Below are 19,228 nucleotides of genomic sequence, written 5' to 3' on the forward strand. Positions count from 1 at the left end.
ACAGCCGGGGTTTTGCGGGATTACATGATTGGGCGTGCCGCCAGAGCTGGTCGCGTGATGACGCGGCATCGATCGGGCGTGGGTCCTGTGCTTGCGACATGGACCGCGCTGGCGCTCTGTTGCGCCCTGCCCGCCGCCGCATGGGCGGAAGCCCTGCCCGAGGCGCTCGCCAAGGCCTACCAGACCAATCCGCAGCTCAACGCCGAACGCGCGCGGCAACGCGCGACCGACGAGAACGTGCCGCAGGCACTCGCTGGCTACCGGCCGCAGATCGTGGCGAGCCTCAGCGCCGGCCTGCAATCGGTTCGCAATCTGCTGCCCGACAACACCATCCAGACCGCGAATTTGAAGCCGTGGGTGATTGGCGTCACCGTGACGCAGACCCTGTTCAACGGCTTCCGCACCGGCAACAGCGTGCGCGTTGCCGAACTCCAGGTGCAGTCCGGCCGCGAGGCGCTGCGCAATGTCGGCCAGGGCGTGCTGCTCGACGCGGTCACCGCCTACACCAACGTGCTGGCCAACCAGTCGCTGGTCGAGGCGCAGCGCTCCAACGTCGCGTTCCTGCGCGAGACGCTCTCGGTCACCCAGCGCCGCCTCAACGCCGGTGACGTCACGCCGACCGACAGCGCGCAGGCCGAGGCCCGTCTGAGCCGCGGGCTCGCCGATCTCAACGCCGCGGAAGTCGCGCTCGCGGTGAGCCAGGCGGTCTACGCGCAGGTGATCGGCAACGCGCCGTCGCAGCTTCGGGCCGCCGAAGTCGTCGATCGCTATCTGCCGAAGAGCCGCGAGGACGCGCTGACGATGGCGATCCGCCAGCACCCGGCGGTGATGGCAGCGGGCTTCGACGTCGATGTCGCCTCGACCAACATCCGCCTCGCCGAGGGCACGCTGCTGCCGAGCGCCAGCATTCAGGGCAGCGCCAGTAAAAGTCGCAACAACGACCCGACGCTCGGCACCTTTGCCGAGGACCAGGCCTCGGTCGTCGCCAATGTCACCGTGCCGATCTACGACGGCGGCCAGGCCGCCGCGCAGACCCGGCAGGCCAAGGAGATCACGGCGCAGAGCCGGCTCGTGCTCGACCAGGTGCGCAACCAGGCGCGCACGGCCGCGACCAGCGCGTGGGTTGCCAACGAAGGCGCCAAGATCGCGGTCTCGGCCTCGGAGTCCGAGGTGAAGGCCGCGACCGTCGCGCTGCAGGGCGTGCAGCGCGAAGCCGCCGGCGGCCAGCGCACGACGGTCGACGTGCTGAACTCGCAGGCCGATCTGATCCAGGCCAAGGCCCGCCTGATCAGCGCACTGCGCGACCGCGTCATCGCCTCCTACACGCTGCTCAGCGCGGTCGGCCATCTCGACGTCAAGACCCTGAGCCTGAACACGCCGGACTACCTGCCCGAGGTGCACTACCAGCAGGTCCGCGATGCCTGGCACGGCCTGCGCACGCCGTCGGGGCAGTGATATCCTGCCGTAGCGCTTAGGCGCACAACACAATTCGCTCCCTCGCCGCCGGAGTACCCATGGCCAGCTACGCCCACAAGCGCGCATCACAGCCCGCGACGCCGATCAACTTCGACGTCCCGGCGCATGCCTGCGACTGCCACACGCACATTCATGGCGACGTCGAGAAGTTTCCGTTCTTTGCCGGACGCGTCTACACGCCGGGGCCAGCTTCGCCGGAGGAAATGGCCGCCCTGCACAAGGCACTGCATATCGAGCGCGTCGTGATCGTGACGCCGAGCGTCTATGGCACCGACAACTCATCCACCTCGTTCGGCATGAAAGCGCGCGGCGCGACTGCGCGCGGGGTCGCTGTGATCGACGACAAGACCAGCGAGGCGCAACTCGATGCGATGCAGGCGGACGGCTTCCGCGGCATCCGTATCAATCTTGCGACCGACGGCATCAACAATCCCGACGTCGGGCGGGCGCGCTTTACTGCCACAGTCGAACGCATGAAGGCGCGCGGCTGGCACGTGCAGCTCTACACCACGCTGCCGATGATCTCCGCAATCAAGGATCTGGTGCTGGCCTCACCGGTGCCCACCGTGTTTGATCACTTTGGAGGTGTCGAGGCTTCACTCGGGATGGAGCAGCCCGGATTTTCCGACCTGATCACGCTCGTCAAATCCGGCAAGGCCTATGTGAAAATTTCCGGCGCCTATCGCTCGTCGAAGCTCGCACCCGATTACCAGGACATGGTGCCTTATGCGCATGCGCTGATCGCGGCCAACGCCGACCGCATCGTCTGGGGCACCGACTGGCCACATCCGGACTCCGTTCCAGTACCCGGACGCAAGGCCACCGATATCGCGCCATTCTATCCGATCGACGACGGACGCCTGCTCAACCAGCTTCCGGTGTGGGCGCCGGATGCGGATGTGCGCAAGAAGATCCTGGTCGACAATCCTGCGCGGCTCTACGGGTTCTGAGTCGCGCCACGCGCAATTAGGTTCAACGGAGCGCGATGTGATTCCAATTCGAGTCATGGAACTGTTGTCGCGAGAGCACAACGACATCTGACTCACACGAACGTGTTTGATTTTGCTTTCGCTTTTCACCCTTTCGGTTGAGGCAAGGATTCCGTTTCATCGGTACGCACGCACAGATTTCATTTGTTCGTGCGGAACCATGCCTTTATCGCATTATCTCGCCGCGCTTTTCTCCGGCATCGGAATTGGCTTCACCGTCGCAGCTCCGATCGGGCCAATGGGCATGCTGTGCATCCAGCGCACCTTGGCATCGGGCATGGCCACGGGCCTCGCAACCGGCTTCGGCGCAGCCACCGTGCATCTTGCCTACAGTGCCTTGGCGGTCCTGGGGCTCGGCGCGCTGGCGCAGCCCTGGGTCGAGGCCAATGCGGTTGGCTTCGGTATCGTCTCCGCACTCACCCTGCTGTGGTTCGCGATCCGGACCCATCGCGGTTCCGTCACGCTTCAGGAGACCGGTGAATTCGACAAGGTGCGTCTGGCGCGCGCCTATCTCAGCGCCATCGCGCTCGGGTTCACCAATCCGCTCACGGTGATCCTGTTTCTGGCCGCGCTGAACGCGTTCTCCACACAATCCGCGGCAGCGCCGCTGATCGCGGGCGTATTCGTCGGCTCCACGGTATGGTGGACGATGCTCAGCACGACGGTGGCAACCGCGCGGTCATGGCTGACGCCGCGGATGCTGTCGCTGAGCCGCCGGTTCGCCAGCCTGATGCTGCTCGGGCTCGGCACCACGATGCTGATACGAATCGCGCAGCGGATCTTGTGACGGGCGGCGGTCAGCGCGCGCGGCGGGAGAAGAAGGAGATCAGGACCGGCAGGGTCACAAGGATCACGACCGGCGCCAGCATCATGCCGGTGACGACGACGACCGCGAGCGGCTTCTGTACCTGCGAGCCGATGCCCTCCGACAGCGCCGCGGGCAACAGGCCGACACCGGCGACCACGCAGGTCATCAGCACGGGCCGGAGCTGCAATTCGCCGGTGCGTATCACCGCACTCATGCGGTCCATGCCCTCTTCGATCAGCTGGTTGAACTGCGACAGGATGATGATGCCGTCCATCACGGCGATGCCGAACAGCGCGATGAAGCCGATCGCGGCCGACACGCTGAACGGCGTGCCGGTGATCAACAGCCCGAGCACGCCGCCGAAGATCGCCATCGGAATCACGCTCATCGCGAGCAACGTGTCGACCATCGAGCCGAAATTGAACCACAGCAGGACGCCGATCAGCGCCAGCGAGATCGGCACCACGATCGACAGCCGCCGGATCGCATCCTGGAGATTGCCGAACTCACCCACCCAGTCCATGTGCGCACCGGGCGGCAACTGCACCTGGTCGGCGATCTTCTGCTGCGCCTCGCGGATCGCGCTGCCGAGGTCGCGCTCGCGCACCGAGAACTTGATCGGCAGATAGCGCTCCTGCTGCTCGCGATAGATGTAGGCCGCGCCCGACACGAGGCTGATGGTGGCGACCTCGCTCAACGGGATCTGCGTGACGGTGCCGTTCGGTCCCGGCGCGCCGATCCGCAGATTCTGAATCGCCTCGGCGCTCCGGCGGTATTCCGGCGCGAGGCGGACGATGATCGGGAAGTGACGGTCGCTTCCCGGCTCGTAGAGATCGCCGGCGGTGTCGCCGCCGATCGCGACCTTGATGGTGGCGTTGATGTCGCCGGGCGCGAGCCCATAGCGCGCGGCCTTGGCGCGGTCGATGTCGATCTGGACGGTCGGCTGGCCGAGCGAGGTGAACACCGCCAGATCCGTCACGCCCTGGACGGTGGCCAGCACCGACTTGATCTTGTTGGCGGTATCCGTGAGCGCCTGGAGATCGCTGCCGAACAGCTTGATCGAGTTCTCGCCCTTCACGCCCGAAACGGCTTCGGAGACGTTGTCCTGCAGATATTGCGAGAAGTTGAACTCGACGCCGGGGAAGCGGTCGTCAAGCTGCTTGAGCAGCTGCGCGGTCAGCTCCTCCTTGTCGCGGGTGCCGGGCCATTGGCTGGCGGGTTTCAATGGCGCAAAGAACTCGGCGTTGAAGAAACCCGCGGCATCGGTGCCGTCGTCGGGGCGGCCGTGCTGCGACACCACGGACTCGACCTCGGGCCGGGCACGGATCACCTTGCGCATCTCGTTGACATAGGAGTTGCCCTCCTGGAGCGAGATGGTCGGCGGCAGCGTCGCGCGGATCCAGAGGTTGCCCTCTTCCAGCTTCGGCAGGAATTCAAGACCGAGCAGCCGGCTGAGCGCCACCGTCATCAGCACGAGGCCGACCGCGGCGCCGAGCATGATGCCGCGGTTGGCGACGGCCCAATTCAGCACCGGCATGTAGATCCGGTGCAGGACCAGCATCACCTTGGTCTCGGTCTCATGGACATGCGCGGGCAGGATGATCGCGGACAGTGCCGGCGTCACCGTGAACGTCGCAAGCAGGCCGCCGGCGAGCGCGTAGGCATAGGTGCGCGCCATCGGTCCGAAGATGTTGCCCTCGACGCCGGACAGCGTGAACAGCGGCAGGAACGCCGCGATGATGATCGCCGCGGCAAAGAAAATCGAGCGCGACACGTCGGCCGCGGCGCTGAGGATGGCATGGCTCTTCATGCCGAACAGGGTCTCATGCGACATCTGCTCGGCTTCCGACATCGGTGTCGTCTGCGTCAGGCGCCGGAAGATCGCCTCCACCATGATGACGGTGGCGTCGACGATCAGGCCGAAATCGATGGCGCCGACCGACAGCAGGTTTGCCGACTCGCCACGCAACACCAGGATGATCACGGCGAAGAACAACGCAAACGGAATGGTGGCGCCGACGATCAGCGCGCTGCGGAGATCGCCGAGGAATATCCACTGCAGCAGCACGATCAGCAAGATGCCGACCACCATGTTGTGCAGCACGGTGTGGGTGGTGAGCTCGATCAGGTCCCCGCGGTCGTAGATGCGCTCGATGCGCACGCCGGGCGGCAGGATGCTGGACTCGTTGATGGTTTGAACGAGCTGGTGGACGCGCTTGATGGTCGGCGAGCTCTGCTCGCCGCGGCGCATCAGGACGATGCCCTGCACGATGTCGTCGGACTCGTCGAGGCCGGCGATGCCGAGACGGGGCTTCTGGCCGACGGTGACGGTGGCGACGTCCTTGACCAGCACCGGGTTGCCGCCTGTCTGCGAGACCATCGTATTCGCGATATCGTCGATCGAACGGATCAGACCGACGCCGCGCACCACGGCCGATTGCTGGCCGATGTTGACGGTGTTGCCGCCGACATTGACGTTCGCATTGCCGACCGCCTGGAGCAGTTGCGGCAGCGTCAGGCCGTTGGCGACGAGCTTGTTGAAATCGACCTGGATCTCGTAGGTCTTGCTCTTGCCACCCCAGCCGGTGACGTCGATCACGCCAGGCACGGAGCGGAAACGGCGCTGCAGGATCCAGTCCTGGATGGTCTTGAGATCGAGCACGCTGTAGTTGGGCGGACCGACGAGGCGATAGCGGAAGATTTCGCCGATCGGGCTGAGCGGCGAGATCTGCGGCTGCACGTTGCCCGGCAGCGGCGCGAGCTGCGCCAGGCGGTTCAGCACCTGCTGCAACGCCTCGTCATAGGTGTAAGCGAAGGAGAACTGGATTTTGACGTCGGACAGACCATAGAGCGAGATGGTGCGGATGGTCGTGATGTTCTTCAGACCCGCGACCTGGGTCTCGATCGGGATCGTGATGTAGCGCTCGATTTCTTCGGCCGAGAGGCCCGGGCTTTGCGTCACGATGTCGACCATCGGCGGGGTCGGATCGGGATAAGCCTCGATGTTGAGCTGGTTGAAGGCGATCAGGCCGCCGATGAGCACGGCGACGAACATGCCCACCATCAGGAAGCGCCGGTTGACGGCAAGGGCGACGAGACGATCCATTCAGGTCTTCAGTTTCTTGGGTCGTCGATCAGCTACCGGACGCCGCGCGGTCGATGAACAGGCTGCCCTTGGTGATGATCTGTTCGCCGGGCTTCAGGTTGCTGGTGACTTCGACGAGATTGCCGTTGATGAGGCCGATCTTGATCCGGCGCAGCTCGACCGACTTGTCCTCGCGTGCAACCCAGATCCGAACCTGGTCGCCCTCGTAGATCAGCGCCTGCTTCGGCACAGCCGGCGCTGCCCGGTCGCCTGCGGAGTAGATCGTGACGTTGGCGAACATCTCCGGCTTGAGCAGCCCGTCCTTGTTGTCGATGGTGGCGCGCACCAGGAGGCGGCGCGTGCTGGGGTCGATCGCGGCGGCGACGTAGTTGATCTTCGCGGTGAGTGGACGGTCCGGCAGCGCCATCACGTTGACGCTGATGTCCTGCCCGATGCACACCGCGGCCGCATCGCTCTCGCGCACGAAGGCGGTGAGCCAGACCGTGGAGAGATCGCCGATCACGAAGACCGGATCGCTGGCGCCGGAATTGACGTACTGGCCGGGGCCGATCTTGCGCTGCACGACCGTACCGGAGATCGGCGAGTAGATCGTGACCTCCGGATTTATCGCGCCCTTGTCCTGAAACGCCTTGATGGTCTCGTCGGTGAAGCCGAGGATGCGCAGCTTGTTGCGCGCGGCCTCGAGCGCCGTGCCCGAGGAGCGCACATCGTTCTGCGCCTGAACCTGGGTCGCTTCCGCCTGCTGATAGTCCTTCAGCGGGATGGCGTGGCCTTCATAGAGGTCCTTGGCGCGCTTGAACTGGATGTCGGCGAGATCGACCGCCGACTTCGCCTTGTTCTGCGAGGTCATCGCGGCGATGAAATCGTTCTGGGCCTGCACAGTGTCGGCGGCCTCGATCGTGAACAGCGGTTGACCTTGCTTCAGCATCTCGCCGGGCTTGGCAAGCAGCTTGGTGACCCGGCCTGCGTAAGGCGAGAACACCGGCGTCGAACGGTCCTCGTCGACCGCGACCTTGCCCTCGGTGACATACTCGGCCCGGAAGGTCTTGGCCTTGACCGGCTCGATCGTCAGCGTCGCCCATTCGGACGGCGACGGCGTGAAGTTCTGCGCATTCCTGCGCGACTGGCTGGAGATCTCGGAATGCTTCTTGTCCTTGGGCCCCGCATAGAGAAAGCCGTAGGCCCCGGCACCGGCAAGAGCTAGTAAAACTACGGATGAGATCACCCGTCGTTTCGTAACCACCTGCAATCGCTTGGTATTTTCAACTACCATGGGGCCCGGTCGTGTCTGCGACGATCTTGGCAGACGCCTGCCTTATCGGTCGCGCTAATAGTGCCGAATTGCGATTTCAAACAACCTAAAAAACGCTGGACGCCTTTCGGTTTGCGTTAAAATTTTGCGACACGTCAGCTTCATGTCAGCTTCGCGCCGGCCACTGTGCCGGATGACTGCCGAGCGGCATCGCCGGACGGCTCCATTGCGCCGGCGTCGCCGACAGCAGTGCGGAATGGCGCACTGCTTTCAGCATGCCGAAACCAGATGGCATGGGCTCGATGAACGCAGCATGTACGGCCTCGCCCGTGAGATCAGGGGTGTTCAAGCCGCCGTCGAGCCGACCGAGATTCCACAGCCAGCGCCCGGTCTGCGCCAGCGACACGCGCACGTGCCAGCTGCCGCCTTCGCGGGCCTGGCGCGCCTTGGCCACCATCGCGCCGAACGCCATCAGATAGCCGGTGGCGTGGTCGAGCATCTGCGCGGGCAATTCCTTGGGACCATCGATGCCGGCGGCCTGCCCCTCGGCATGGTTGAAGCCCGTCGTGGTCTGCACCAGCGAATCGAAGCCGCGTCGCTCGGCCCACGGGCCGGTGTGGCCATAAGCCGACAGCGTGACGTAGACGATGCCGGGATTGATGCTTGCCGCCTCCTCCGGCGCGAAGCCAAGGGCGGCGAGCGCGCGCGGGCGATAGCCTTGCGAGAAGATGTCGGCGTCCCGCAACAGCGCGCGCAGCTGCGCCCTGCCCGCTTCACTCTTCAGCTCGATGTAGGTAGTGAGCTTGCCGCGACCGGTGTCGATCGCGAGCCAGGGAATGGCGGGCAACTCCGGACCTGAGACGAGCAGCACATCGGCGCCGTGAGCGGCGAGCGTGCGGCCAGCGACGGGGCCCGCGATGACGCGGGAGAGATCGAGCACGCGAAGTCCCGCGAGCGGACGATCACCTTCGGGCCAGGGTTTTGGCGGAGCCTCGCCGATCTTCTCGATCGAGACCAGCGGCAGTTTGGCGAGCGCACACGCCTGCGGCAACGCGGACCAATCGTCGTAGGAGCGCATCAGCGCAACGACGCCGCCCGCAGCATAAGCCGCAGTCTCGAAATCCTCGCCCTTCCACTGCATCAGCGCGGCCTGCACCTTCTCGCGCTCGGGTTCGCAGCCGAGCACCCTGCAGACGGCGTCGCGGTGATGCGGGAAGTTGGTGTGGCAGCGGACGAAGCGGTTGTCGCCGGTCCTGTAGACGCCGGCGATGACGTCCCAGGCCGGGGGCGGCGGCTTGTCGTCGAGGCGCAAATAGCGCTCGGAGCGGCATTCGGCGACGGCGTGGCGCATGTCGACGGAGACGTCCTGTGCCTGCCCGCTGCGCTGCCGCCAGATCTCGGCGGCGGCGAGACCTGCGGCAGCGATCGTGGTCTGTCCGGGGACGGCGACGCGAAACGACGACGGGATTTGCGGCTCTTCGCCGGTCAGCCGGACACGCGCAAGCGCAGCCGGCTCGCCGCCCGCAGAGGTCCAGATATCGTTGAGAATGTCGGCGGGACTTTGCATACCGCGTCTCTCCCTCTACTTTTCGCGACCATGTCATGACCGCAGAAAGGATTGCAATGGCCGCGATCGATCCCCTCACCGCAGGCGCCGTATTCATCGCAACGGCGGCCACCGACGCGGTCTATGTCATGTTCACCTCGGCCGTGATCGCGCGCAAGCGCGTGCCGGCGGCGAACTGGAGCGCGGTGTGGTATCTGCTCTCCTCCTACGCGGTGATCAGCTATACCGAAAACGCCTTCTACGTCGCCTTCGCCGCGATCGGCTCCTGGGCCGGCGCGTACGCGTCGCTGACCTTCCTGCACCGCCCACCCGGCGGCCCGCCGGTGGGGGCGGCGCCGGAGTGAGGCGGGCCACTCCTTCCTCCACGTCATTGCGAGCGTAGCGAAGCAATCCAGGACTGGTTCCGCTGATGCATTCCTGGATTGCTTCGCTACGCTCGCAGTGACGACGTGGAGGCTTCTGCGGGTCTTCTGAAACAGCTACACTTCTTGCTATCAACAAAAAGGAAAACCAACCAATGGATCTCGGTCTCAAAGGAAAGAACGCCATCGTGCTCGGCGGCACGCGCGGCATCGGGCGGGCGATTGCGGCGACGCTGGCCGGTGAAGGCACCCATGTGGCGGTATGCGCGCGCAATGCTGATCAGGTCGCGGCCACTGTTGCCGAATTAAAGGCAAGCGGCATCAACGCCACCGGCGGTGCGGTCGACGTCACCGATGGCGCGGCGCTGAAATCCTGGATCGAGAGCGCAGCAAACGAGCTCGGCGGCATCGACATGCTGTTCTCCAACGCCGGCGCAATGGCGCAAGGCCACGATGCGGCGTCCTGGGAGCAGAACTTCCGGCTCGACCTGCTCGGTGCCGTGCATGCGTTCGATGCCGCGCGGCCGTTCCTCGAAGCCAGCGGCGAGAAGAGCGGCGATGCGGCCTTCGTGATCATCTCCTCGATCTCAGCGGCGCAGGCCGATCTCGCCAGCTCCTACGGCCCGATCAAGGCGGCGCTGATCCACATGGCCAAGGGACTGGCTCGGCAATACGCGAAGAAAAAGATCCGCGTGAATGTCGTTTCGCCCGGCACCGTCTATTTCAAGGGCGGCGTCTGGAACATGATCGAGCAGAACATGCCCGAGCGTTACAATGATGCCATGAAGCGCAACCCCACCGGCCGCATGGCGACGCCGCAGGAGATCGCGAGCGCGGCGGTGTTTCTGGCGAGCCCGGTGTCGGGGTTCACCACGGGCTCGAATCTCGTCGTGGATGGGGCGATCTCGAACCGGGTGAATTTTTGAGGCGGGCACACTGTCGTCGCCCGGCTTGACCGGGCGACCCAGTATTCCGAGACGACAGCGATTGAGCCGAGAAGCCGCAGCGTACTGGATACCTCGCCTCCGCGGGGTATGACACCGAGTTTGTGGCGCGGTCGTCTCAACAAATTCGTCAGTGCGGCGGCATCCCGCCCCCTCCTCAATGGAAATCCCGCGACGGCGGCAGGATGCGGACGTTGCGGGGGTGGCGGATTTTTTGCGCGGGGGTATCCGCGTGGGCGCGGGGGTCGTCGTTGAGCGGCTCGACCTCGGTGGCGCCTGCCGGCAACGGATGCTTGCGGGTTAGCGCGTCGTTGGCGAGGCCGACCAGGTCATGCGAGCGGTCGATCATGCGCTGGGCGATGAGATGCGTCACCTTTTCGGGGCTGCTCTGGATATAGCCCTCGACCAGGATGAGGCGCGCGCCCATCACCTCCTTGCGGTACTGCTCCATGATCTTGGGCCACACCACGACATTGGCGATGCCGGTTTCGTCCTCGAGCGTCATGAACACGACGCCGCTGGCGCTGCCCGGCCGCTGCCGGACCAGCACCACGCCGGCGCAGCGGACACGGCGCCGTTCGTTCTCGTGGCTGATCTCCCTGCATGCCACCACCCGCTCGCGCAAAAACATCTCACGCAAGAACTCCATCGGATGGCCCTTCAGCGACAGCCGGATGGTCTGGTAGTCCGCGACCACCTGCTCGGCACGCGGCATCAGCGGCAGCGGCTGTGCGTGCTCGTCGGGCTGCTCGCGCGCGGTCGCCGCTTCGAACAGCGGCAACGGGACATCGTCAGGCAGCCGCCGCACCTGCCACAACGCCTCGCGGCGATCGAGCCCGAGCGAACGGAACGCGTCGGCATCCGCCAGCAGGATCAGCGCGCGTTTGGGCAGGCCGGTATCCCGAGCAAAATCCTCGAGCGAGGTGAAGGTATCGCGATTGCGCGCGGCGATGATGCGACCGGCCCAGTCGTCCTGATTGACATAGTCCTTGCCTTGCCGCCTTGCCTGCTCCTCCTTGAGCCTCTCCTCATCCTGATCGAGCCAGTGGAAGCCGTCGATCTGGCGGAAGCCGAGGCGCACGGCGCAGTATTTGCCGCTCCCCTCCTCCAGCGTGTTCTGCGCAAAGCTGCGGGACACGTCGATGTCGCGCACCTCGACGCCATTCTTGCGGGCGTCGCTGACGATCTGAGCCGGGGCGTAGAAGCCCATTGGCTGCGAATTGAGGAGCCCGCAGCAGAACGCATCGGGGTGGTGATACTTCAGCCAGGAGGAGATGTAGACGAGCTGGGCAAAGCTGGCCGCGTGGCTCTCGGGGAAACCGTAGGAGCCAAACCCCTTGATCTGATCAAAACAGCTTCTGGCGAAGTTGGGATCGTAGCCGCGCGCGACCATATTGCCGATCAGCTTCTCTTCGTATTGGCCGATGGTGCCGACATTGCGGAAGGTCGCCATCGAGCGGCGCAAGCCATTGGCTTCCTCGGAAGTGAACTTTGCCGCCTCGATCGCGATGCGCATGGCCTGTTCCTGGAACAGTGGCACGCCCTTCGTCTTGTGCAGCACCTTGTAGAGTTCGTCCGCTGGACCATGCTCAGGCGATGGCGAGGGATAACGAACCTCCTCCTGACCGTTCCGCCGCCGCAAGTAAGGGTGCACCATGTCGCCTTGGATCGGTCCGGGCCTCACGATCGCAACCTCGATGACGAGATCATAGAAGGTCCTCGGCTTCAGCCGCGGCAGCATGTTCATCTGGGCGCGGCTCTCGACCTGGAATACGCCGAGCGATTCCCCGAGACACAGCATGTCGTAGACTTTTGGATCGTCCTGCGGGACGCTCGCCAGAACCCAGCGTTCACCCTTGTGGTCCGCGACCAGATCAAAGCACTTGCGGATGCAGGTCAGCATGCCGAGCGCGAGCACGTCGACCTTCATCATGTTGAGCGCGTCGACGTCGTCCTTGTCCCATTCGATGAAGGTGCGGTCGTCCATCGCGGCGTTACCGATCGGCACATAGGTGTCGAGCCGGTCCTGCGTCAGCACATAGCCGCCGACGTGCTGGGAGAGATGGCGCGGGAATTCGATCAGCTCGGTCGCAAGCTCGACCGCGAGGTTGATCATCGGATTTTGCGGATCGAGCCCGGCCTGCCTGACCTGCATGTCGTTGAGGCCACGGCCCCAGCTTCCCCACACGGTGTCGGCGAGCGCGGCGGTGACGTCCTCGGTCAGGCCCAGCGCCTTGCCGACGTCGCGGATGGCGCTGCGCGGACGGTAGTGGATCACGGTGGCGATGATCGCGGCGCGGTGGCGGCCGTAGCGGCGATAGACGTATTGCATCACCTCCTCGCGCCGCGAATGCTCGAAATCGACGTCGATGTCAGGCGGCTCCAGCCGCTCCTTGGAGATGAAACGCTCAAACAGGAGATCGACCTTGGTCGGGTCGACCGAGGTGACGCCGAGCACGTAGCAGACGGCCGAATTCGCCGCCGAGCCGCGCCCCTGGCACAGGATGTTCTGACTGCGCGCGTAGTGGACGATGTCGTGCACGGTGAGGAAATAGTGCGCGTATTTCAGCTCGGCGATCAGCGCGAGCTCTTTCTTCAGGGTCGCGCGAAGCTTGTCGTCGATGTTGTCGATACCACCAAAATAGGTGTCGACACCCGCCCAGGTCAGGTCCTCCAGATGCCCTTGCGCGGTCTTGCCCGGCGGCAGCGGCTCGTCCGGATACTGGTATTTGAGCTGGTCGAGCGAGAAGTCGATGCGGTCGGCAAAGCGCATGGTCTCCGCGATCGCCTCGGGGAAGTCGCGGAACAGCCGCGACATTTCGCGCGGCGTCTTCAAAAAGCGCTCGGCGTTGGCTTCCAGCTTCCGCCCGATCGCCTCGATGGTGGTCTTTTCCCGGATGCAGGTCAGCACATCCTGAAGCGGACGACGGCCGGCATCGTGATAGAGCACCTCGTTGGTCGCGAGCAGCGGCACCTTTGCTGCCGCCGCGAGATCATCGAGCCGCGCCAGACGGCGGCGGTCGTCGCCACGATAGATCAGGCTCGCCGCCAGCCACACGCAATCGGCGCGGCTTGCTTTCAGCTTTGCAAGAATATCCAGCGCCTGCGCCGCATCGAAGCGATGCGGCAACGTCAGGACCAGGAGCTGGCCTTCGGAAAAATCCAGGAGGTCGGCGAAGGTGAGATGGCACTCGCCCTTCTCGATCCGCGTGATGTCGTCGCCGCGCTTGCCCCGGGTGAGGAGCTGGCAGAGCTGGCCATAGGCCGCGCGGTCGCGCGGATAGACAAAGATGTCGGGCGTGCCGTCGATGAAGACGATGCGCGCGCCGATCAACAGCTTCGGCTTGTTCAGCACCTCGACATTGTCGAGCTCCTTCCAGGCCCGCACGACGCCGGCAAGCGTGTTGTGGTCGGCGATTCCGATTGCGGGGATCTCGAGCCTGCTCGCCTGATGCACATAGGCGCGCGGATCCGAGCCGCCGCGCAGGAAGGAGAAATTCGTGGTGATGCCGATCTCGGCATAAGCGGGCGTAGTCATGCGAAAAGACCGTGGACATACCAGCCGGGAGAAGCGGGCTTGCCATCGCCGTCGAACACTTCCCCCTCATAGAGACCATCGCGAAAAATCCAGAAACGCAGGCCTTCGGCATCCTCGATGCGGAAATAGTCCCGCGTCAGCTGCCTGCCGTCCTGCCGCCACCATTCCATGGCAATGCGCTCGGGTCCCTCCACCCGCACCACCGCATGCAGCGCGCGGCGCCAGGTGAACTGATGCGGCGGCCCGTCGGGGACGGTCGCGAACGGCACATTGATCGGCTCCGGTCTGTCGAACAGCCGCAAGGGACGCAGCGGCGGCTCGCTCTCGGCGCGCGCCGGCCATTCGGCCTGCATGGCGACGGCGAGATGGTGCTGCGCCGGCGCGGCCACCACCGCACATTCGGGGATATGCGTGTCCTGCGGCAGGTGCACGACGACGCGTTTTCCGCCGATACGCGCGGCGATCCGGTCGATCAGCGCGGCGAGCTCGTCATTGTCATGGACATGGGCGTCGAGATCGCGCTGCTCCTGCACCACGATCTCGGTGCGGCTCGCCGACAGCCGCACCATGTCGAAGCCGAAGCCGGGATCGAGCGGGTCGGCGAGCGCATCGAGACGCTCGCGGAACAGACGGTCGATGACCGCGCTTTTCGTCACCGGCCGCCCGGTCTCGACCATGATCGCGCGCACCACGCCGTCGGTGCGGAAGAAGGCGGCTTCCAGCCGGCGCGCGCCCTTGCCCTGTTTCTCCATGGACGCGATCAATGTGTCGGCAAGGCGCGACAGCGTCATCGCGATCATGGTGTCGGTCGCGATCGGCTCGGCAAAGCGCTTCTCCACGATGTAATCGGGCAGCGGCTTTCGCGGATTGATCGGCGCATCGCCCTGCCCCAACGCATGCGCGAGCAGCGTGGAGAACCGCGCGCCGAACCGTGCCGTGATCTCGCTCGGCGCGCGCGCAGCGACATCGCCGATGGTTTTCAGGCCCGCACGGCGCAAACCGGTGGTGATGGCCTCGCCGGCACCGAGCGCGGACACCGGAAACCGGTCGATCGCCGCGGCTTCCCCGCCATCGGCAACAATGGTGCCTGAGGTCTGCCGCGTCAGCGTACGCGCGCAAACCGAGGTGCCGGCAATCGCCGCGCTGACGGCAAAACCCTGCCGGCCGAGCGCACGGACCAGCGTCTGCAACAGTGCCGCCTCGCCGCCGAACAGATGCGCGCAGCCGGTGATGTCAAGGAACAGCCCGTGCGGTGGATCGAGCGCCACCAGCGGCGTGAAGCGGTCGCACCAGTCGGCGATGTCACTGAGCGTCTTCGCGTCGGCCACGACATCGGCGTCGAACACTTTCAAGTCCGGACACATCGCCCGCGCATTGGCCAGCGGCTGGCCGATATACAGCCCCAAACGCGACGCGGCATCGTCAAGCGCATGGATCACCAGCGCATTGTTGTCCTTGATGACGACGATGCACGGCTCATCCTGCGCGACGATGCTCGGCAAAAACCGCTGGATCCGGTCGATGGGCAGGCGCGGCAGCCACAGGCTGAGGATGCGCCGACGGTTCACTGAACTGGCACTCATTACATTTCCATTCCATGATCCACCGGCCGCACGGGCCATGACGATTGCGCAACAGCTCGGCATCGAAGCGAGGCGCGCCCCATGCACCCCACATCGCACCCGGCGGCGAATGCGCCGCGCGCAGCATCCACCGCGTCTCGGCGGTCGAAGGCAGCGGCTGCGCCGCCATCCGCAGCATCAAGCCGGTGACACCGGAAGATTGCGCGGCCAGCGTCAGCTTGCGGCTTGCCACGAGATCGAACTGCCGCGTCTCGCCCCAGAGCTCGAGCACGACGGCCCCGAGCGCATCGCAGGCGAGCGCGTCGGCCGAGCTGCGCAGCGCGCTCTCGACATCGGCGGCGCGCACCATCACCACGCGGCGCGGATCGAGGCCGAGCTCGACGAGCCCGCTCATCGACAGCGCACCGGTCTCCAGTTCCGAAAAATCCTGCCGCACCCACAGCAGCGGCCGGCGCGCCGACACGCGCCCCGCGAGACCCATGACGAAACCCGTCGCGGCCGCCCCCTGCCGGCCCTCGCAAAACACCTCGTGGATCACCGCGCGCGCGAGCCCGCCCTTTAGCGCGCTGTCGACCTCGCGATGGCCAAGCGCGACGCGATCGCGCTGATGTACGACCTCCGCCGTCTCGATGCGCTCGATCTGGCCGCGCAAGGTCGCAAGCGCGCTGATGCGTGCGCCGCTCATGTCGCCGCTCCTTCAGGGGTGATTGCCGAGGCTCTCAAAAATAAGAACCTGCGGCTGGCTCATTTGTTCATGATATGTTCTAATATAAAGCTAACGGCGGCCCGGGAGTCAATCGAATTGGCATTCGGTCTGATTCATGAGCTGAATCAAAGGGATTCACGATGGACGTACAACGCAAGCTGGAGATCCTGGCGGACGCCGCCAAATACGACGCGTCCTGCGCCTCCAGCGGCTCCGAGAAGCGGGATTCCAGCGACGGCAAGGGCATGGGCTCGACCGCTCCGGGCATGGGTATCTGCCACTCCTACGCGCCGGACGGACGCTGCATCTCCCTGCTCAAGGTGCTGCTGACCAACGCCTGCAATTACGATTGCCTCTATTGCGTCAACCGCGCCTCTTCCAACGTGCCGCGCGCCCGCTTCACCATCGACGAGGTGGTCAAGCTGACGCTCGACTTCTACCGGCGCAACTACATCGAAGGGCTGTTCCTGTCCTCCGGCATCATCCGCAGCCCCGACTACACGATGGAGCAGGTGGTCGGCGTCGCGCGCAAACTGCGCCAGGAGCATCACTTCCGCGGTTACATCCACCTCAAGACCATTCCCGAGGCCGACGACACGCTGATCGCGGAAGCCGGCAAATATGCCGACCGCCTCTCCATCAACATCGAGATGCCCGAGGAGACGAGCCTGCAGCAATTTGCGCCGGAGAAGGACGTACGCGCGATCCGCCGCACCATGGGCCGGCTGCGGCTAAAACTGGACGAGGCCGAGGATAGCCGCAGCGCAAAGACGAAGGCCAGGCCGCAACGCTTCGCGCCCGCCGGCCAAAGCACGCAGATGATCGTCGGCGCAGATAGCGCCTCCGACCACACCATCCTGCACACAAGCGCCAATCTCTACGGCTCATACCGGCTGAGGCGCGTCTACTATTCCGCCTTCAGCCCGATCCCCGATGCCAGCCGCGCCTTGCCTCTGGTGCAGCCGCCGCTGCTGCGCGAGCACCGGCTCTACCAGGCCGACTGGCTGATGCGGTTCTACGGGTTCGACGTTGCGGAGATCGTGGACGACAGCGCCATGCTGCCGCTCGACATCGACCCCAAGCTCGCCTGGGCGCTGCGCAACCGCGACCGCTTCCCGCTCGACATCAACCGCGCCAGCCGCGAGGAGTTGCTGCGCGTGCCCGGCTTCGGCACCAAGGCGGTCGAACGCATCATCGCGACGCGGCGCACCACAACGATCCGAGCGGCCGATCTCGCGCGGCTGCACATCCCCCGGAACAAGGCGCTGCCGTTCATCGTCCTCAGCGATCACCGGCCCGCCCCACATCGGCTCGATGCGGCCGGGCTCATCGAGCGGTTCAAGCCGAAGGCAACGCAACTGGGATTTGGCTTCTGATGCAGTACATCACCCTCGACACCGAAACCGATTTCCACGGCTGGCGCAAAGCCGCACGCAGCCTCGTGCTTCATCATGTGCAGCCAACCGATGTCATCTGGACCGTGCAAGGCGGTGAAGCCGAGTTGTTCGCGCCGCCCGCACCGTCTCCGATCCTCGAGGTGAACGACGGCACCTTCAACGTATCAGGCAAATTCGTCAACCTCGCACAGTCAGCAGTTCTGCACCGCGATTCCCAGCGTTTTGCGATCCTCTATCGCCTGCTCTGGCGATTGAAGGACAGTCACGATCTCATCGAGGTCGCGACCGACCCTGACGTCGCGCAGGTCATTGCGATGGCGAGAGCGGTCCATCGTGACGAGCACAAGATGCAAGCCTTCGTGCGCTTCCGCGAGATCGGCAGGGAACGGCAGGCGCATTACGTCGCCTGGTTCGAGCCGGAGCACCACATCGTCGAGCTCGCCGCGCCGTTCTTTGCCAAGCGCTTTGCCGACATGCCCTGGTCGATCCTGACGCCAGACCTCTGCGCGCATTGGGACGGCCACGCGCTCTCGTTCACGCCGGGCGTCAGCAAGAGCGAAGCACCTGGCGAAGACCGGCTGGAGGAAACCTGGCGGCGTTACTACGCCAGCATCTTCAATCCGGCGCGGTTGAAGGTGAAGGCGATGCAGGCGGAGATGCCGAAAAAGTATTGGAGGAACCTGCCCGAAGCCTCAATCATTAAGCCTTTGATCGAGGACGCCGAGCGCATGACCGGCGCCATGCTCGCCAGTGCCGCAACCGACCCGCACAAGCCACAAAAGCGACCGGAGGCTCCGATGACACGCAAGCTTGCTGCCGACGATCTCGATGCGCTCCGCGCGGAGGCCGCCCATTGCCGCGCCTGCCCGCTCTACAAGGACGCGACGCAGACCGTGTTCGGCGAAGGCCCGAAAGACGCGACCATCATGCTGGTCGGCGAGCAGCCCGGCGACAAGGAAGACCTCGCCGGCCATCCTTTCGTCGGCCCGGCCGGCCAGATGCTCGACCGCGCGCTGGCGGAGGCCGGCCTCGACCGCAAGAAGGTTTATGTCACCAACGCGGTGAAGCACTTCAAATTCGTGCCGCGTGGAAAGATCCGCCTGCACCAGAAGCCGGCGACGCCAGAGATCAAGGCGTGCCGGCAATGGTATGAGCGGGAGCTGGCGGTCGTTCAACCTGATCTCGTCGTTGCGATGGGCGCCACCGCCGCGCAAAGCGTATTCGGCAAGATCACCCCGATCGGCAAGACCCGCGGCCGACTGATCGATCTTCCCGACGGCCGCAAGGCACTGGTGACGGTGCATCCGTCTTATCTGCTGCGGCTGCCTGATCCGGAAGCGAAGGCGCTGGAATATCAGCGCTTTGTCGAAGATCTGAAGATCGCGGCCGGCTTGCAGAAGAAGGCCGCACGCGCCGCATAAATACCGGTGAGAAAGCGACGATACGACGCAGCTGTCATCCAGCCTTCAAATCCATCGCGGACAATAGCCCTTCAAAAAA

General features: G+C 64.9%; 13 protein-coding genes. 7 read left to right on the forward strand and 6 right to left on the reverse strand.

Annotated elements, in window-relative coordinates:
• Positions 1–24: 24 nt before the first annotated feature.
• The 3 genes from WHZ77_RS23205 to WHZ77_RS23215 all read left to right on the forward strand — a co-directional run bounded on the left by WHZ77_RS23205 (position 25) and on the right by WHZ77_RS23215 (position 3,252).
• The gene (locus tag WHZ77_RS23205) at positions 25–1,455 is read left to right on the forward strand and encodes a TolC family outer membrane protein (RefSeq protein ID WP_375310067.1); all 1,431 of its coding nucleotides are present in this window, start codon (positions 25–27) and stop codon (positions 1,453–1,455) included.
• Positions 1,456–1,514: 59 nt separating this feature from the next.
• Entirely contained in the window at positions 1,515–2,426 is a 912-nt protein-coding gene (locus WHZ77_RS23210; RefSeq protein WP_375310068.1) for an amidohydrolase family protein, read from the forward strand.
• 199 nt (positions 2,427–2,625) lie between these two features.
• Positions 2,626–3,252, forward strand: a complete 627-nt coding sequence (locus WHZ77_RS23215) for a LysE family translocator (RefSeq protein WP_375310069.1) — start codon at positions 2,626–2,628, stop codon at positions 3,250–3,252.
• Positions 3,253–3,262: 10 nt separating this feature from the next.
• Here WHZ77_RS23215 and WHZ77_RS23220 read toward each other — a convergent pair whose 3' ends face one another.
• From WHZ77_RS23220 to WHZ77_RS23230, 3 genes are all read right to left on the reverse strand, one after another.
• Entirely contained in the window at positions 3,263–6,379 is a 3,117-nt protein-coding gene (locus tag WHZ77_RS23220) for an efflux RND transporter permease subunit (protein ID WP_375310070.1), read from the reverse strand.
• Positions 6,380–6,407: 28 nt separating this feature from the next.
• The gene (locus WHZ77_RS23225; RefSeq protein WP_375310071.1) at positions 6,408–7,652 is read right to left on the reverse strand and encodes an efflux RND transporter periplasmic adaptor subunit; all 1,245 of its coding nucleotides are present in this window, start codon (positions 7,650–7,652) and stop codon (positions 6,408–6,410) included.
• 145 nt (positions 7,653–7,797) lie between these two features.
• Positions 7,798–9,198, reverse strand: a complete 1,401-nt coding sequence (locus tag WHZ77_RS23230) for a CoA transferase (RefSeq protein ID WP_375310072.1) — start codon at positions 9,196–9,198, stop codon at positions 7,798–7,800.
• Positions 9,199–9,254: 56 nt separating this feature from the next.
• Here WHZ77_RS23230 and WHZ77_RS23235 point away from each other — a divergent pair, with 56 nt between their 5' ends.
• A complete protein-coding gene (locus WHZ77_RS23235; protein WP_008136644.1) occupies positions 9,255–9,542 on the forward strand; it encodes a hypothetical protein in 288 nt (95 codons plus the stop codon).
• Positions 9,543–9,715: 173 nt separating this feature from the next.
• The gene (locus WHZ77_RS23240; RefSeq protein WP_375310073.1) at positions 9,716–10,486 is read left to right on the forward strand and encodes an SDR family NAD(P)-dependent oxidoreductase; all 771 of its coding nucleotides are present in this window, start codon (positions 9,716–9,718) and stop codon (positions 10,484–10,486) included.
• Positions 10,487–10,661: 175 nt separating this feature from the next.
• On the opposite strand, the gene WHZ77_RS23245 is transcribed toward WHZ77_RS23240, so the two are convergent.
• Genes WHZ77_RS23245 through WHZ77_RS23255 form a run of 3 tightly spaced genes read right to left on the reverse strand, consistent with a single transcriptional unit; the run spans position 10,662 to position 16,310 of the window.
• Complete coding sequence (locus WHZ77_RS23245; protein WP_375310074.1) at positions 10,662–14,042, reverse strand: error-prone DNA polymerase; 3,381 nt, start codon at positions 14,040–14,042, stop codon at positions 10,662–10,664.
• The gene (locus tag WHZ77_RS23250; RefSeq protein WP_375310075.1) at positions 14,039–15,625 is read right to left on the reverse strand and encodes a DNA polymerase Y family protein; all 1,587 of its coding nucleotides are present in this window, start codon (positions 15,623–15,625) and stop codon (positions 14,039–14,041) included. The genes WHZ77_RS23245 and WHZ77_RS23250 overlap by 4 nt, the downstream gene beginning before the upstream one ends.
• Positions 15,519–16,310, reverse strand: coding sequence for an ImuA family protein (locus WHZ77_RS23255; protein ID WP_375310076.1), 792 nt, complete (start codon positions 16,308–16,310; stop codon positions 15,519–15,521). Before WHZ77_RS23255 ends, WHZ77_RS23250 begins: the two co-directional genes overlap by 107 nt.
• Before the next feature lie 161 nt (positions 16,311–16,471).
• On the opposite strand from WHZ77_RS23255, the gene WHZ77_RS23260 reads away from it, so the two are divergent.
• Both WHZ77_RS23260 and WHZ77_RS23265 read left to right on the forward strand, forming a co-directional pair.
• Positions 16,472–17,707 carry a putative DNA modification/repair radical SAM protein gene (locus tag WHZ77_RS23260; protein ID WP_375310077.1) on the forward strand — a complete coding sequence of 412 codons (1,236 nt, stop codon included), beginning with the start codon at positions 16,472–16,474 and terminating at the stop codon, positions 17,705–17,707.
• Entirely contained in the window at positions 17,707–19,149 is a 1,443-nt protein-coding gene (locus WHZ77_RS23265) for a UdgX family uracil-DNA binding protein (RefSeq protein ID WP_375310078.1), read from the forward strand. The genes WHZ77_RS23260 and WHZ77_RS23265 overlap by 1 nt, the downstream gene beginning before the upstream one ends.
• The last annotated feature ends 79 nt before the right edge of the window (positions 19,150–19,228 follow it).

The sequence above is a fragment of the Bradyrhizobium sp. A5 genome, from assembly GCF_042076515.1.
GTDB classification, from domain to species: domain Bacteria; phylum Pseudomonadota; class Alphaproteobacteria; order Rhizobiales; family Xanthobacteraceae; genus Bradyrhizobium; species Bradyrhizobium cosmicum.